Source organism: Streptomyces sp. NPDC048411, assembly GCF_040704695.1.
Taxonomy (GTDB): Bacteria; Actinomycetota; Actinomycetes; order Streptomycetales; family Streptomycetaceae; genus Streptomyces.
Genome location: NZ_JBEZKL010000019.1, coordinates 1 through 13,604, shown reverse-complemented (window position 1 = coordinate 13,604; position 13,604 = coordinate 1). Strand labels below are relative to the sequence as shown.

Below are 13,604 nucleotides of genomic sequence, written 5' to 3'. Positions count from 1 at the left end.
GTCTACCGTCCCTCCTGGCCGAGGGCTACAATGCGCTTCGCCTCCTCGATCGCGAACTCGAATCCGGCATCCGGCTCGCGCCACAGCCGTTCCGTGGCGATCGCGTGCGCGCGCACGCGAGGGTCGAGATCCGTCGTCGCGGCGCCCAGTGCCGGCAACATCACCTCCCCGAGCGCGATCAGCGCCCGGCTGAGGCTCAGCTGCGTCTCGCGTTCGCCGCGCCCGAGCTGTGTCGCCAACACTGCGGCCAACTCGTGCTCCTCACCTTCGGGCACGAGCACGACCGCTGCCCGCCAGGCGCTCCGGGCCACCTCGTCGTCGGCATCGGACAGCAGCGCCGGTGTGATCGCCGGCCACGCTTGCCGATCCCCGATCTTGGACAGCGTGTGCAACGCCTGGCTCCGTGCCTGCGCAGGCTCCGAGCGGACTTCGTCGAAAAGCACCGGGACCGTCATCGATGCCGCGTGGCGGGCGAGTGCCCATGTCAGCATTTCGCGCACGTAGAACTCGGGTTCGATCGCGCATCGCTCGATGAGCTTGCCGATGAACCCCGGGTCCGGGGTCGTGCCGACCGCCAGCGCTGCCTGCAGCCGAACCGACGAGCTGTTGTTCTCCAGCCCCTGGAGAACTCGCATCGTGATCGTGTCCACTTTCGGCATGGTCATCGGGACCACCTCCTTGACACAGTGAAGCCCTTGTCACTGTGTCAAGGTCAAGCGGAGCCAGGTCGGGAGATGGCCAGGCATCCTCGGCCCACCGAGTCCGGTGCTTGTCAGGTCAGACGAGACGTGCGTGACGTCATGAGGCTTGTGGTGTGGCCAACGGCGTCCAGGTGCAGGACCTCGTGTGCGATGCCGGCGGCATCGACGTAGACCCGCTCGGCCCGGTAGAGGCAGCGGCCCGGGCATACGCGGCGGACATGGCGGGAGTCCCTCGGTTCTCAGGCGGCTTGGCCGAGGCCGATGAGGGTCACATCATGCTCGCGCAGCGGGGTGAAGCCGACGTCGGGCTTCGAGTCGTACGCCTCGGGCTCGATGGCGAGTTCGTGCGTGCTGTACTCGCCGAACCGCTTGATGTGCTCGGTCAGGTACGGCGAGACGTGGGCCAGGTCCTCGGGGAGGAAGGGCCGGACAGCTGGGCGTTGTGGCCAAGGACGAACATACCGACGGCCCCAGTCGACAGGACCGTTGTCCCAGGCTTCGTCACGAAGGGAGAACTGATCGCTGTAATGGGCGTGTTGGCGGTATGCCAACGCCTCCGCCCAGGCCGCCAGTTCACGGCCCTTTGCACACGCTTCAAGGCCGCTGAGTAGCCCGTGTCGCCCTCGATGCCCGCCGGGCGTTCGAGAGTTCCGTGGTCATTTTCAAGACGCTGGACCATCGAGCCAGGGTCGACCGGCCTTCGCACCACCCGTGGCCATCGACCCACCCGCACCACCCCGATAGCATGTTCGAACTCACGACGAGCGCCATCGCCCGTCCTTCACCGGAAATCCACGTATCCGGCGTGAAGAGTGTCGTTAACTAACATCTAACAAATCGGCTAAACAATTGATACCTATAGCATCGCGGGTTCTTTCACGAAGAAACAACAGAATTTCGTTCGCCGTGTGGCGTCAACCACGGGCGATACTGTGGGCCACGGCGGCGCTGGTGACCCTCGGATTCCTCATCGCGTTGGAGATCGCCGCGCGTCGCTACGGCCTGCCGGGACCGATCACCACCCAGGCGCAAGAGGTGGTATTCGCCCCCCAATCGGGTTTCCTGTTGTACGCCAGCATGGCGCTGATGATGGTGGTGCTCACCTGGCGACAACGGTTCATCGCGACTGGTGTCGCGATCGGCATCGACCTCACCTTCCTACTGGTGCGGTGGGCGGCCGACGCCAAAGTGACCGACGGGCACCCCTTCGGCAACGGCGCGTTGTGGGTGATTTTGGGCTATGCGGTCATCGCTCTCACGCGCCGCACGGGCCAGGAACGTATGCTGCTGCTGAAGGGTGTCGGGCTGGGCCTGCTGCTGGTGACCGGCCGTAAGACTGGCGACACCTGGCTACTCATCACGTCGAAGACCCGCCCGGCGGTCCTCGACCAGTACGTGGCAACCGCCGATCATGCGCTGGGCGACCCGTCGTGGCTGGTAGGCCGGATCGTCACAGCCACTGGCTCGATCGGCGCCCATTTTCTCGACTCCGTCTACACTCTGCTTCCGGTGGCCGCGGTCGTCGTCACGGTGTACCAGCTACGTAGCGTGGCGGTCGACCGTCGCTTCCCGCGCCACCATCTGGTGCGCACCTTTCTGGTCATCGGCCTCCTCGGGCCGGGCATCTACATGATCTTCCCCGTGGTCGGGCCGATCTTCGCCTACGGCGCCGATGGCGGGCACTGGGCGGTGGCCAACCTGTGGCCGGGCACGCCGCCGCCGATCAATACTCCGCACCACATGCCATTCGACGAGATCACCCCACGCAACTGCATGCCCAGCCTGCACACAGCGTGGGCTACCGCGATCTTCATCCATTCCCGCAAGGGCCCACGGATTCTGCAATTCGCAGGCGCGGGCTGGCTGATTGCCACGCTCGGCGCGACGCTGGGCTTCGGCTACCACTACGGCGCCGATATCGTTGCCGGCGTGGTGTTCACGTTTACGATCGAGGCAGCGCTGCGCTCGATCGAACGTGGCTGGGACCGGTCAGGAATCCAGCTGGTCACCTACGGTACAACGATCTTCACTGCACTCTTGGTGTCATATCGCTATCTGCCGATGGAGATGGCCAAACATCCGTGGGTGTTTGGACCACTTCTCCTTCTGGCGATGGCCTCAGTGGTCCACGGCTACGTACGGGCCACCAAACTGTGGGAACCGAAGGCCGCACCAGCTCCGCAACCGGAACCGCAACCCGAACTGGTTTGAGTCATGTTGCATCAGGAGGTGTGCGAGCTCCAGGTGCGACTCATGGATCCCGTGACTGTGCGCCGTCGCCAACCAGTAGGCCCCCGAGTAGCGCTTCAGACCTTTTACCAGCGAAACGTCCGCCACGGAGTGGCCACGGGATCTGAGATCCCACACTTAGACCAACCGTCACATGGGGGGTGGGAGAAGGAGCGGGGCTGGGTGCGTGCAGCTGCAAGGCGGAGGACGGAGGCAACGCGAAGGGGGTCCCCCATGCCTTCAGGGCTATGGGGGAGTTGTCGACTGACGACAACGCCGGAGGGGGTCCCCCTGGCCCTCAAGGCGAGTGCGTGCCCAGCCCCGCGACGCCGCCCCCCATGTGCCGGTCGGCCTTGACGAACCTGACGTTGCGCTGAGTCGGCCGCGGTCTTCGGCATCTCGAAGTCCGTGGCCGACCGGACCATCGACCAACCATTCACTGAAGCGCCGGTGAGCCGTCGGCCCCGAAGGCCCGAAGGTGGAGGTAACTGATTCCACGTGCAACCCGAGGTGGCCACGAAGATGATCGCCGCCAGCACTTCCCGCCGGTCGTCGCACTCGCGCACGGGGTCCCCACCGCCGCGGAACGCTCTCCACCGCCGCCCGCGCGCTGCTCGCCCTGGCACGGGGCCACGGGGCCACGGGGCCACGGGGCCAGCGGCGGGTTGCGATCCGCCGTCGGGGGAGGACGCTGCGGATCAGTGCGAGTGCGGATGGTCGTGATCGTGACGGTGGTCATGGCCCTCGGGGCGTTGCGCCAGGGCCTCGGCGCGTGTGGTGACCTCGTCCGTGGACACGGTGCGCAGGTCGACGAGCACGTCCTCCAAGGCACCCAGCCAGAGCAGGTAGTAGTTGTAGGGCTCCTCTCGCGCCGACGCACTCTCCCAAGCAGCGATCCGGGCAGTCAACGCGGCCTGGAATTGCGGCCATGCGAACGCGCCCGCCTCGTACAAACTGACGGCCATGCCAAAAGCGCGGCTCTCCCACGGCTCGGAGAACACCAACTCGCCGTTGGAGCGGGGCGGTGCAGTCGGGCCCTCGATGTCCAGCGGCGCGCTCATGGGGCCTTGACCTTCGCCACGCCCACCATCGCGTCCCTCGTCACCAGCGGCACGAGCTCTTCCTCGGACAGGTGCTCGGTGCCGGCCGGACGTTCCGGCAGCACCAGCCAGCGCACCTCGCTGGTGGAGTCACGGACGGTGATCCGCACATCGTCGGAGAGTTCGAGTCCCATCTCGGCCAGCACCGTCCGCGGCTCCCTGACGATCCGCGCGCGGTAGGCGGGGGCCTTGTACCAGCTCGGCGGCAGGCCGAGCACCGGCCACGGGTAGCATGAGCACAGCGTGCAGACCACCACGTTGTGGGTGGTCGCGGTGTTCTCCACGACGACGATGTGCTCGCCCTGCTGCCCCGAGAAGCCCAGCTCCTTGATGGCGGCGGTGCCGTCCTCGAGCAGCCGCCGTCGGTACTCCGGGTCGGTCCACGCCTTGGCGACGACCTTGGCCCCGTTGAGCGGGCCCACGTTGGTCTCGTAGGTGGTGATGATCCCGTTCATCACCTTCGGGTCGATCAGGCCCCGCTCGGTGAGCAGTTGCTCGAGCGCCTCGGTGCGCAGCGCCGCAGGAAGCCTCTCGCCCGGTCCACCGGTGGTGGTCATGAGGTTGCCTCCAGGTAGCTCTCATACAGCTCTGCGGTGAGCGCGAAGGGTTCGGCGTCGGCGCCCCACAGCTCCTGCGAGTCGAACCGAACCGAGTAGACATGCTGCGGGTTCTCGCCCAGGAAGTGCGCATGGGTGTCCGGCAGCACCGCGGCGGGCTGGATGAGCTCGACGATGCCGGTATGGCCCCGCACATAGCCGGGCAGCCGAGTGTGCCCGGGCGGCGACATGTCCTTGGCGCGCACACTCTCGCCGACGGCGAAGACCGGGGCGGCGTCCACAGTGCGCAGCGAGCCCTCGACGGTCGGCGCGTAGTCGGGCCGGGCGGGCTCCGGGATCGGCGGTTCCTCGACCTGTTCACCGCGCAGGTTGCGGGCGCGGGCGTCGATCGCGCCCGGCGCCAGGATGGCGCTGTCGGTAAGCATCAGCTCCCCGGCGTTGAGCCAGCGTCCGTAGTAGCCGTCGTCCAGGTAGGCGGCTCGGTCCAGGCGCTCCAGCGCGTGCCGGAAGGCGTCCGTGTTGATGCCGCCGCACGCAACGCGGCTGGAGAGGATGGCAAGCGCAAATGCCTTGCGCTGCCAGGACTCCTCGAAAACAGGTTCATCGCGTCTCGGCGGATGAACGGGACCCCATCCCTGGGTTCCCCCCATATCGGCAATACCATCCATCACATAAGCTCTCATATATCTGCAATGGTGGACATATTCACTGGAATTGTACGGGGTGGTGTTCTCGGCACCGCGGCATCGGCCGCATGTGATGTACATCGAGTTACTGACCCGCTGCCGGCGGAGGATCAACTCCTACGGCATCCGCCTGGGTCACTGCACCTTCGACAGCGCGGAGTTGAACCCCTTCCGACGCCAGCCGTCCGGCGCCGACCCGGACGGGCGGAACTTGGAGGTCCACTACGACCTCTGCGACATCTCCCGGGCCTGGGTACGCAACCACCGCGAAGCGGCGTGCCGGTCGACACGCCTGAGGATCTTGCCCGAGCCAGCCTGCTTCTGTCCCAGCGCTCCGTACTCTCGGGCCGGGCGGCAGACCTCAGCGGTCACACGCGTATCAGCCGCGGCGATTCGGCCATCAGCGTGTGAACTCTTGCCCTCGTATATCTGAGGACCGTGCCTGGCCCCCTGTCACGCACGGATTCCGTTGCGGCCGAAACACGTGTGTTCGACATAGCGGGATCTGTCGTTGAGTTCCGTGACGCCGCCCTCATCCCGCCACACCGCTTCAGGAGACGCACAAGTGCCCTCTACTTCCAGCACCGTCCCACCCCCGCCACCCGCAGACATCACGTACTCCGGGCAATACTCCGTCAACCCGCTCGGCGAAGCAGGCTTCCGCGCCCTGGGCACCCAGCTCCGCAAGTCCGGCCATCTCCGGAGACCGGATCACCATGGTCGTCACACATCGGCTGGAAACCAGGTTCGCTGATCACATCGTCCTCATGGACCACGGCCGCCTCACCGAGCAGGGCACGTACGACGCCCTCGTCGATGCCGGCGACACCTTCGCGGATCTCTTACGTGGTCACCTCCGTCCACGCCCCCTCCCGGGGACAACCCAAGGCATGGGACCTCGGCACCGAAGAAGCCGACCTGCTCACCACGTCGTGGTCGCAGGTCCGCCTGACGAAACTCGGCCCCTCCTTCCACTGCTACTTGCTGCGGCTCTGAACCCACCCATCCCCTCGGAGGAAGCCCGCCCATGACGGCGCAGTCGATCAACGAGCAGAGCTGGACCATCTACGGGCAGCGGCAGCTGGATTACGGCTACTCGCCACCGGTACCGGACCGCATCGACTGGGCGTTCTGGCCCGGCGTCGGCCCCGGCGCCGAGGTCCTCGGCGACCTACGGGGAAAGCGCGTACTCGACATCGGGTCGGGGCCCGGACATCACGCCGTGCATCTCGCGCGTACCCACGGAGCCCTCGTGGACGGCATCGACATGTCGCCCACCCAGCACCAACGCGCCATGGCCGACCACGGCAACGAGCCCGGTGTGCGATTCGTCTGCGCCGACGTCGCCGACCATCTGAACGGTGCGGAGCCCTACGCCGTTGCGTACGGCATCCGCACGTTCGGCTGCATCGACCCGCACCATCTGTTCCCGGCCCTACGAGACGGCCTCGCCGAGGGCTCGCCCCTCGTCTTCTCCGCCCTGCATACCGACGGCGACGGCCGAGGTCCGTCCAGCACCGTGGCACCGCGCGAGCAGGTCATCCGGCTACGGGACGAGGAGCCCATCGCCACCCAGATGTGGGTGCTCACTCCGCAGCTGTGGGAGGACCTGCTCACCGATCACGCCTTCACCGTCGAAGCAGTGGATCTGTTGCGGGCGCCGCAGGACGACAACCCCGTCGTGATCCAGCTCGTCCGGGCAAGGCGCCGGGCAGCGGAACTGCCCGGCATGGGTACGGACTCGGCGACGCGTGGCCGGATCGCCAGGTCACCCGCCTCCTGACCACTCCTCGGGCGCCGCATCCAGTAGCTCTGCCAGGCGGGCGCGGTCCGGCAGCGGGCCGTGGTCGCCGGTGACCCGCAGCGCGGCGCCTGCCGTGAGATGCCCCAGCCGCAGCGCCCGTACGGTGTCGTCGCCGCGCAGCAGCCCGGCGAGGAACCCGGCCGCGAACGCGTCACCGGCGCCCACCGGTTCGACAACTTCGACCCGCGGTGCGGGCACCGTGTGGACCTGGGAGCCGTCGAAGGCGGTGGCCGCCCTCCCGCCGTCCTTGACGACGAGGATGCGCGGTTCCGGCATCAGGTCCCGCACGGCACAGGCGTCGGCCAGTCCGCCTCCCCAGAGGGCCTGGGCCTCGTCGAGACCGACGAACGTGATGTCCGCCCGCCGGGCGAGCCCGAGCAGGACGGAGGCCGCCGTACCGTCCGTCCACAGGGCGGCCCGGTGGTTGACGTCGAAGCTGACGGGGCAGGGGCGTTCACCGGTCGCGGGCTCCAGCAGCGCGGTGACCAGATCCCGGCAGCCCGCCGAGAGCGCCGGGGTGATGCCGCTGAGGTGGACGAGCGCGGCGGTGCGCACGGCGTCGTCGTCCAGAAGGGCCGGGGTCAGGGCCGCGGCGGCGGAGCCGCGGCGGTAGTAGTGGACCCGGGTGCCGTCGGTGCCGGGGTCCTTGACGAGCAGTCCGGTCGGGCGGTGCCGGTCGGTGCGTACGCCGCTGATGTCGACGCCGGACGCGGCCACTTCGGCGCGGATCCGGCGTCCGAACGGGTCGTCACCGAGCGCGGAGACCCAGCGGGCGGGCACCCCGTGGTCGGCCAGGTACATCGCCACATTGGACTCGGCGCCCGCGATCCGGACCCCGAGCAGACCGGCGCCGTCCAGCGGGGCGGCGGGTTCCGGGACCAGCGCCGCCATGGTCTCACCGATACAGGTCACTGGTCCCGGGGCGGGCCGCCAGCCGGCTTGGTGGGACGTGTGGATCGCGGTCACTCGGCCCTCCCGGGTCGGTAGGCGGAATGCGGCAGGCCGGGCACCCCGACCCGCACGGCGAAGACCGCACCGTCCAGCGGGCCGGGTGCGGCGAGGCCGTGCCGGGCGCTGGTGACGTACAGGGTGTCCCCGTCGAGGCACAGCCCGGCGGGCTGCGTCGCGGGGAGCCTGATCTGCTGGTCCAGGGTGCCGTCGGCGCGGTAGCGGTGGACGGTGCCGGTGCCCCAGACCGCGGTCCACAGGGCTCCCTCGGCGTCCACCGTCATGCCGTCGGGGCTGCCGCGGTCGAGCACGGCGAAGGTGTCCGGCGTACCCGGCAGCCCGGTGCCCGGGTCGACCGGGTAGCGGCGGATGACCCCCTTCGCGCTGTCGGCGAGGTACATCACGGTGCCGTCCGCGCTGAACGCCGGGCCGTTGGGCACACGGCCGGTGTGTCGGCGGTCATCGCCGGGGATCCGCAGGGGCGGTGGCACGTACGGCGTCGCGGAAGGCGCGGGCCCGCTCGCGGAGCGCGTCGAGGCTGCCGCCGTCGGCCGCGTCGCCGGTCAGCGGTGAGCCGACGCCGACTGCGGTGGCGCCGTGCGCGAGATAGGTACCGGCCGCGTCGGCGTCCACTCCCCCAACGGGCACGAACGGCGCGTCCGGGAACGGGCCGTGCAGCGCCTTCAGATATCCGGGGCCGCCGGCCTGCGCCGCAGGAAATATCTTGAACGCGTCCGCGCCGAGCCGTTGCGCGGCAACGATGTCGGTCGGGGTCATCACCCCCGCGAGCACGGGCAGCCCGAGGCGCTTGGCCTCCGTGACGGCCTCGCAGACGGCCGGAGTGACGACGAAGTCGGCTCCCGCGTCGCGTACCGCCTGCGCGTCCTGTGCCGTCAGGACGGTGCCCGCGCCGAGCGGAGCACCGGAGCCGAGGGCGGCGCGGGCCCGGCGGAGGACGTCGAGTGTGTCCTTGCCGCTGAGGGAGACCTCGATGAGCGGGAGGTCCTCCTCGGCCAGGGTCAGTACGGTCCTGAGTGCGGCGTCCGCGTCGTCGCCGCGCACGATGGCGACGATCCGGTGGGTGCGCAGCGCGGTCAGCAGATCCACGTGCGAGTTCCCTTCCCTGTCTGTATTGGTGTCACTGTGTCTGTTTCCGGCTCTGTCGCCGCTTCCGCGGTCACGGTGAGACGCCAGCGGACCTCGCCGCTGCGCGGGACGCACGCGGCGTCCCCGTCCTGCGCGGTCGCCAGATCGAAGACCCGGCCGAGCATGGGCTCGACCCCGACGGACCGGTACGGCTCCTGCTCGGGGAAGCCGCCCAGGTTGCGCCAGAGCGCGACGGACACCGGCTGGCCCTCGGCCTCGACGGCCATCCGCAGAGTGGCCGCGCCGTCGTGGACGGACACCTGCGGGGTGTGGACGATCGCGCCGACGGCCGTCCCGTCATCCGGCCCGAGCCGGTCGAGCCCGTCCGTCCGTCCGGGCTGCGACGGCCAGGAGCAGGGGGTCCACCGGGCGCCGCCGTCCGGATAAAGGCGGGTAGGCACGCCGTCCCTGATCCCGATGCGGGCCTCCTCCGAGAGATCGAGCAGCGCGTGGGCGGCCCACAGGAAGCGATAGCCGGGCTCGGCCGTGAGCCGGTAGTCGACCACGGCACGCCCCCCGTCGCTGCGAATCCGGCGGCTGAGCCGGAAGTCCTCGCAGTCGACGGACTCGGTGCCGTCGGCCCGCTGCCAGGGCCGGGCCCAGGCATCGCCGTGGTCGGGTGTGCCGCGTACGGTCGGTACGCATTCCTCCAGACCACCGGCGTCGGCGAAGGCGTCGCCGGGAACGGCACCGGAGCGGCGCGGCTCGTCCCGGTGCCAGAGCCATTCGCGGCCGGCGGCCCGCAGCGACGTCCACCGTCCGCCGTGGGCCGGGTCGGTCTCGATGCCGAGAGGGGTCACCGTGCTCACCACTCGGCGAAGGCGCCGTCGGCGTGCCGCCACACCGGATTGCGCCAGGCGTGTCCGGTCCGGTCGGCCGCGCGCACGGCGCTCTCGTCGACGGTGATGCCGAGCCCCGGCAGGAGCGTGCGCCGCGCCCGTCCGCCGACGAAGCGGAACGGGTCGGTGTCGACGACGTAGGACAGCAGGTCGGCGTCCTTGTTGTAGTGGATGCCCCGGCTCTGCTCCTGGATGAGGAAGTTCGGGGTGGAGAACGCGATCTGAAGACTGGCGGCGAGTGCGATGGGACCGAGGGGACAGTGCGGGGCGAGCTGCACCCCATAGGTCTCGGCGAGCGAGGCGATGCGGTGGACCTCGGAGATGCCCCCGGCGTGCGAAAGATCCGGCTGGGCAATCGCGATGCCGGCCGCGAGCGCGGGCAGGAACTCGGCACGCCCGTACAGCCGTTCACCGGTGGCGATGGGTACGGAGGTGGCGCCGACGAGCGCGGGCAGCAGGTGTCCCTGTTCGGGAAGGAGGGGTTCCTCCACGAACAGCGGGTGCAGGTGTTCGATGGCATGCAGGACCCGGCGGGCACCGGCCGGTCCGAACCTGCCGTGCATGTCGATGGCGACGTCGCGGCTGGGGCCGAGCACCTCGCGGGCGGCGGCCACCCGGTCGACGACGGCGGCGGTCTCGGCGGGGGTGGTGAGGGGTGAGGTGCGGCCCGCCGCGTTCATCTTCACGGCCGTGAACCCGGCCTCGACCTGGGCGGTGATCTCCTCGACGAGTTGGGCGGGTTCGTCGCCGCCGACCCAGGCGTAGACCCGGACCTCGTCGCGAACCGGGCCGCCGAGCATCGCGTGCACGGGTGCGCCGTACGCCTTTCCGGCGATGTCCCACAAAGCTTGGTCGATGCCGGCGACAGCGCTGGAGAGTATCGGGCCGCCCCGGTAGAAGCCGCCCTTGCTGAGCACCTGCCAGTGGTCCTGGATGCGCAACGGGTCCTGGCCGAGCAGGTATTCGGCGAGGACGTCGACGGCAGCGCGGACGACCTCGGCCCGCCCCTCGACCACGGGTTCGCCCCAGCCGACGACTCCTTCGTCGGTCTCGATCCGGCAGAACAGCCAGCGGGGCGGTACGAGAAAGGTCTCGATGCGAGTGATCTTCACCGGGCCCCGGCCCCCACGTCGTTGGCCGGTCCGGTGCCGTGGGCCCGGTCCAGGTCGCGTACGGCCTGGTCGAGCAGGGCCCGCATGGCGCGTTCGGCGGCAGCCGGGTCCCGGTCGCGTATCGCGTCCAGGACGGCACGGTGGCTCGGAACGGGGTCCTCGCCGTGCGGCGAGTTGTGCACGATCTCGTCGCGGTGCGCGAGGCCGGACTCGATGAGCATCTCCATGCGTTCGAGCAGTTCGTTGTGGGTGGCCGCGAGGAGCGCGCGGTGGAAGGCAAGGTCCGCCTCCACCGCATGGGCCGCGCCGCCCTCCTGCTCGCCCATCGCGGTCAGGGCCGCTTCGAGCGCGTCGAGGTCGGTATCGGTGCGGCGTTCGGCCGCCAGCCGGACGGCGGCCGGCTCGATGATGCCGCGCACTTCGCCGAGATTGCGCAGCAGCGCCAGGTCGGTGCCGGATCCGGTGCCGCCTGTGAACTGCCAGCGCAGAACGTCCGCATCCAAGAGGTTCCAGTCGCAGCGGGCTCTGACGAAGGTGCCGCGCTTCTGGCGGGCGTCGACCATCCCCTTGGCCGCGAGCACCTTCAGGGATTCCCGCAGGGCGGTCAGGCTGACGTCCAGCTCGTCCTGGAGCGCCACGAGGTCGAGTGTCGCCCCTTCGGCGATCTCGCCGCTCAGCACCCGGCGCGCAAGAATCTCCACGGTCTGGCCGTGCACTCCGCGGCGCGCGTATGGCGTCATGTCTGTGTGCCTTTCTGAACTGCGATGGGTACGGCGGCGGTCAGGCCGAGGCCTTGACGACGGACCAGCCGCCGTCCACGAGCAGGCTCGACCCGGTGATGTAGGACGCTTCGTCGGCGGCGAGGAAGGCGATGGCCGCCGCTGCCTCCTGGGGGGTTCCGAAGCGCTGTGCGGCGGTCTCGGTGACGCTCTTTCTGCGGTCCTCCTCCGAGACCCGGTCCCATGCCGCGGTGAGGATGGGACCCGGCAGCACGGCATTGATCCGCACCTCGGGTCCGTACTCCACCGCGAGCTGTCCGCACAGGGAGAGCAGGGCGCCCTTGGACGCCGCGTAGGCAGAGTGCCCGGGGATGCCCTTGTGGGCGTGGACCGAGGAGGTGAGCACCACGGCGCCGCGCCGTTCGCGCAGATCCGGCAGTACGGCCCGGAAGCCGAGGAACGCGCCGGTGAGGTTGACGGCGAGCTGGCGGTCCCACGAGGCGACGGTCATCTCGTGTGCGGGGGTGACATCGACCGTGAAGGCGTTGCTCACCAGGACACCGACAGGGCCGAAGGTGTGCGCCGCCGAGACAATCCGTTCCCAGTCACCCTCGTCCGCGACGTCCGCGCGGACGAAGAGCGCCCGGCCTCCCTGTGCGCGGATACCGGCGGCAGCGCTCTCGCCGGGACTTGCGGCGATGTCCACGAGGATCACCGCGGCGCCTTCCGCGGCGAGTCGTTCGGCGGTGGCAGCGCCGATGCCCGAGGCGGCTCCGGTGACCACGGCCACCTTTTCGGCGAAGCGGGTGTTTCCGTTCATGGGGCGGGTCGACTCCTCAGTGTTCGTGAACGCTATCGGCGACTTCATTGACGGTGCCGTCGAGCGGACAGCTACTGCCTGACCAGGACGACGGGTTCCGCGTCGTCCTGCGCGGTCCAGGCGAACAGCAGTCCGCAGTGCAGCAGATGGGCCCCGCTGTGGACCGTCTTGGTGTGCTGGTCGGTGCAGCGGGCGGCCGGGTCGCTGACGCCGAGCAGCAGGTCTTCCTTGCGTACGACTCCGCGACGGATCCCGGGCACGAGGTGCAGAAGTCCGGCGGGGTGGCGGAGGTGAGGTACGTCGGCAGGTGCATACGGAAGGTCTCCGAGGCGACGGCGTTGACCGAGCCCTTCGCCCCGCCCCGCTTGTTGAAAGCGTCGACGACCTCCTGCATCGCCGAAGTGGCCTGCGGCGAAGAGAGGTTGGACTGCAGGGTGACCGCACCACCCGAGGCCCCCTTCCCGCTCGTCGACGACGAGGCGACGCAGCCGCTCATCAGCGCGGTGGCGCCGCCGGCCGCGGCACCCGCGAGGCAGATACGGCTGCTCCGTGCTGTGGTGTTCATGGGACTTCCTATGCGCCCACGGAACGGGGCCCGGCGCCCTGACGGCCGGCCCCTCGTTCGGCTGATACAGCTTGGCGTGGCGACCGAACCACCGTCAAGATTAATTACTAATTATTTTCCAGCGCGTTGACCAGGTACTTTTCCTGTCCTGAGGCCTGGCCACGCCACGGAAGGCCGTGAGCAGGGCGCCGTCCGGCCCGGACACGGCGCTGAGCTCCCCGTCGAAGGCCCCGCTGGCGAAGCGCCTCTCCCGGAACCAGTCGCCCCAGCCGGCGCCCGTGGCCTAGGGCGTGTTTCGAAAGTAGCGTCGTCCGCCCGTAGGGCGGGCCTGGCGGCGTCTGGTGCGTGCGATCGCAAGGCGGAGGGTCGCCCCGATAC

16 protein-coding genes and 2 pseudogenes are annotated in these 13,604 nt (G+C 69.4%); 4 read left to right on the top strand and 14 right to left on the bottom strand.

Features of this window, described 5'->3' with window-relative positions; translation table 11 throughout:
* Positions 1–2 precede the first annotated feature (2 nt).
* The gene (locus tag AB0915_RS10000; RefSeq protein WP_366690603.1) at positions 3–665 is read right to left on the bottom strand and encodes a HEAT repeat domain-containing protein; all 663 of its coding nucleotides are present in this window, start codon (positions 663–665) and stop codon (positions 3–5) included.
* A gap of 275 nt (positions 666–940) precedes the next feature.
* Entirely contained in the window at positions 941–1,252 is a 312-nt protein-coding gene (locus AB0915_RS09995) for a hypothetical protein (protein ID WP_366690602.1), read from the bottom strand.
* 397 nt (positions 1,253–1,649) lie between these two features.
* Here AB0915_RS09995 and AB0915_RS09990 point away from each other — a divergent pair, with 397 nt between their 5' ends.
* Positions 1,650–2,912, top strand: coding sequence for a phosphatase PAP2 family protein (locus AB0915_RS09990; protein ID WP_366690655.1), 1,263 nt, complete (start codon positions 1,650–1,652; stop codon positions 2,910–2,912).
* Between the two features lie 479 nt (positions 2,913–3,391).
* Here the strand turns inward: AB0915_RS09990 and AB0915_RS09985 are convergent.
* From AB0915_RS09985 to nthB, 4 genes and pseudogenes are all read right to left on the bottom strand, one after another.
* Positions 3,392–3,475, bottom strand: a pseudogene (locus AB0915_RS09985) (IS5/IS1182 family transposase); the annotation flags it as partial.
* Positions 3,476–3,628: 153 nt separating this feature from the next.
* Positions 3,629–3,991 carry a nitrile hydratase accessory protein gene (locus tag AB0915_RS09980; protein ID WP_366690601.1) on the bottom strand — a complete coding sequence of 121 codons (363 nt, stop codon included), beginning with the start codon at positions 3,989–3,991 and terminating at the stop codon, positions 3,629–3,631.
* Positions 3,988–4,587 carry a nitrile hydratase subunit alpha gene (gene nthA, locus AB0915_RS09975; protein ID WP_366690600.1) on the bottom strand — a complete coding sequence of 200 codons (600 nt, stop codon included), beginning with the start codon at positions 4,585–4,587 and terminating at the stop codon, positions 3,988–3,990. The genes AB0915_RS09980 and nthA overlap by 4 nt, the downstream gene beginning before the upstream one ends.
* Entirely contained in the window at positions 4,584–5,255 is a 672-nt protein-coding gene (gene nthB / locus AB0915_RS09970; RefSeq protein ID WP_366690599.1) for a nitrile hydratase subunit beta, read from the bottom strand. Before nthB ends, nthA begins: the two co-directional genes overlap by 4 nt.
* Positions 5,256–5,346: 91 nt before the next feature.
* On the opposite strand from nthB, the gene AB0915_RS09965 reads away from it, so the two are divergent.
* The 3 genes from AB0915_RS09965 to AB0915_RS09955 all read left to right on the top strand — a co-directional run bounded on the left by AB0915_RS09965 (position 5,347) and on the right by AB0915_RS09955 (position 7,056).
* On the top strand, positions 5,347–5,706 hold the full coding sequence (locus tag AB0915_RS09965; RefSeq protein ID WP_366690654.1) for a Mu transposase C-terminal domain-containing protein: 360 nt from the start codon (positions 5,347–5,349) through the stop codon (positions 5,704–5,706).
* A gap of 383 nt (positions 5,707–6,089) precedes the next feature.
* Positions 6,090–6,269: a hypothetical protein gene (locus AB0915_RS09960; RefSeq protein ID WP_366690598.1), complete on the top strand. Its 180-nt coding sequence runs from the start codon at positions 6,090–6,092 to the stop codon at positions 6,267–6,269.
* 31 nt (positions 6,270–6,300) lie between these two features.
* Complete coding sequence (locus tag AB0915_RS09955; RefSeq protein ID WP_366690597.1) at positions 6,301–7,056, top strand: class I SAM-dependent methyltransferase; 756 nt, start codon at positions 6,301–6,303, stop codon at positions 7,054–7,056.
* Here AB0915_RS09955 and AB0915_RS09950 read toward each other — a convergent pair.
* The 8 genes and pseudogenes from AB0915_RS09950 to AB0915_RS09915 all read right to left on the bottom strand — a co-directional run bounded on the left by AB0915_RS09950 (position 7,042) and on the right by AB0915_RS09915 (position 12,921).
* Complete coding sequence (locus tag AB0915_RS09950) at positions 7,042–8,043, bottom strand: sugar kinase (RefSeq protein ID WP_366690596.1); 1,002 nt, start codon at positions 8,041–8,043, stop codon at positions 7,042–7,044. The genes AB0915_RS09955 and AB0915_RS09950 overlap by 15 nt on opposite strands.
* Positions 8,040–8,465 (bottom strand): annotated as a pseudogene (locus AB0915_RS09945) (SMP-30/gluconolactonase/LRE family protein); the annotation flags it as partial. The gene AB0915_RS09950 and the pseudogene AB0915_RS09945, both read right to left, overlap by 4 nt.
* A gap of 19 nt (positions 8,466–8,484) precedes the next feature.
* Complete coding sequence (locus AB0915_RS09940; protein WP_366690595.1) at positions 8,485–9,132, bottom strand: bifunctional 4-hydroxy-2-oxoglutarate aldolase/2-dehydro-3-deoxy-phosphogluconate aldolase; 648 nt, start codon at positions 9,130–9,132, stop codon at positions 8,485–8,487.
* Entirely contained in the window at positions 9,120–9,971 is an 852-nt protein-coding gene (locus tag AB0915_RS09935) for a hypothetical protein (protein WP_366690594.1), read from the bottom strand. The genes AB0915_RS09940 and AB0915_RS09935 overlap by 13 nt, the downstream gene beginning before the upstream one ends.
* Positions 9,972–9,976: 5 nt before the next feature.
* The gene (gene dgoD, locus AB0915_RS09930) at positions 9,977–11,122 is read right to left on the bottom strand and encodes a galactonate dehydratase (protein WP_366690593.1); all 1,146 of its coding nucleotides are present in this window, start codon (positions 11,120–11,122) and stop codon (positions 9,977–9,979) included.
* The gene (locus AB0915_RS09925; RefSeq protein ID WP_366690592.1) at positions 11,119–11,862 is read right to left on the bottom strand and encodes a FadR/GntR family transcriptional regulator; all 744 of its coding nucleotides are present in this window, start codon (positions 11,860–11,862) and stop codon (positions 11,119–11,121) included. Before AB0915_RS09925 ends, dgoD begins: the two co-directional genes overlap by 4 nt.
* A 40-nt stretch (positions 11,863–11,902) precedes the next feature.
* Positions 11,903–12,661 (bottom strand): SDR family NAD(P)-dependent oxidoreductase, encoded by a 759-nt coding sequence (locus AB0915_RS09920; protein ID WP_366690591.1) that lies wholly within the window; start codon positions 12,659–12,661, stop codon positions 11,903–11,905.
* Positions 12,662–12,732: 71 nt separating this feature from the next.
* On the bottom strand, positions 12,733–12,921 hold the full coding sequence (locus AB0915_RS09915; protein ID WP_366690590.1) for a hypothetical protein: 189 nt from the start codon (positions 12,919–12,921) through the stop codon (positions 12,733–12,735).
* Between the last annotated feature and the right edge of the window lie 683 nt (positions 12,922–13,604).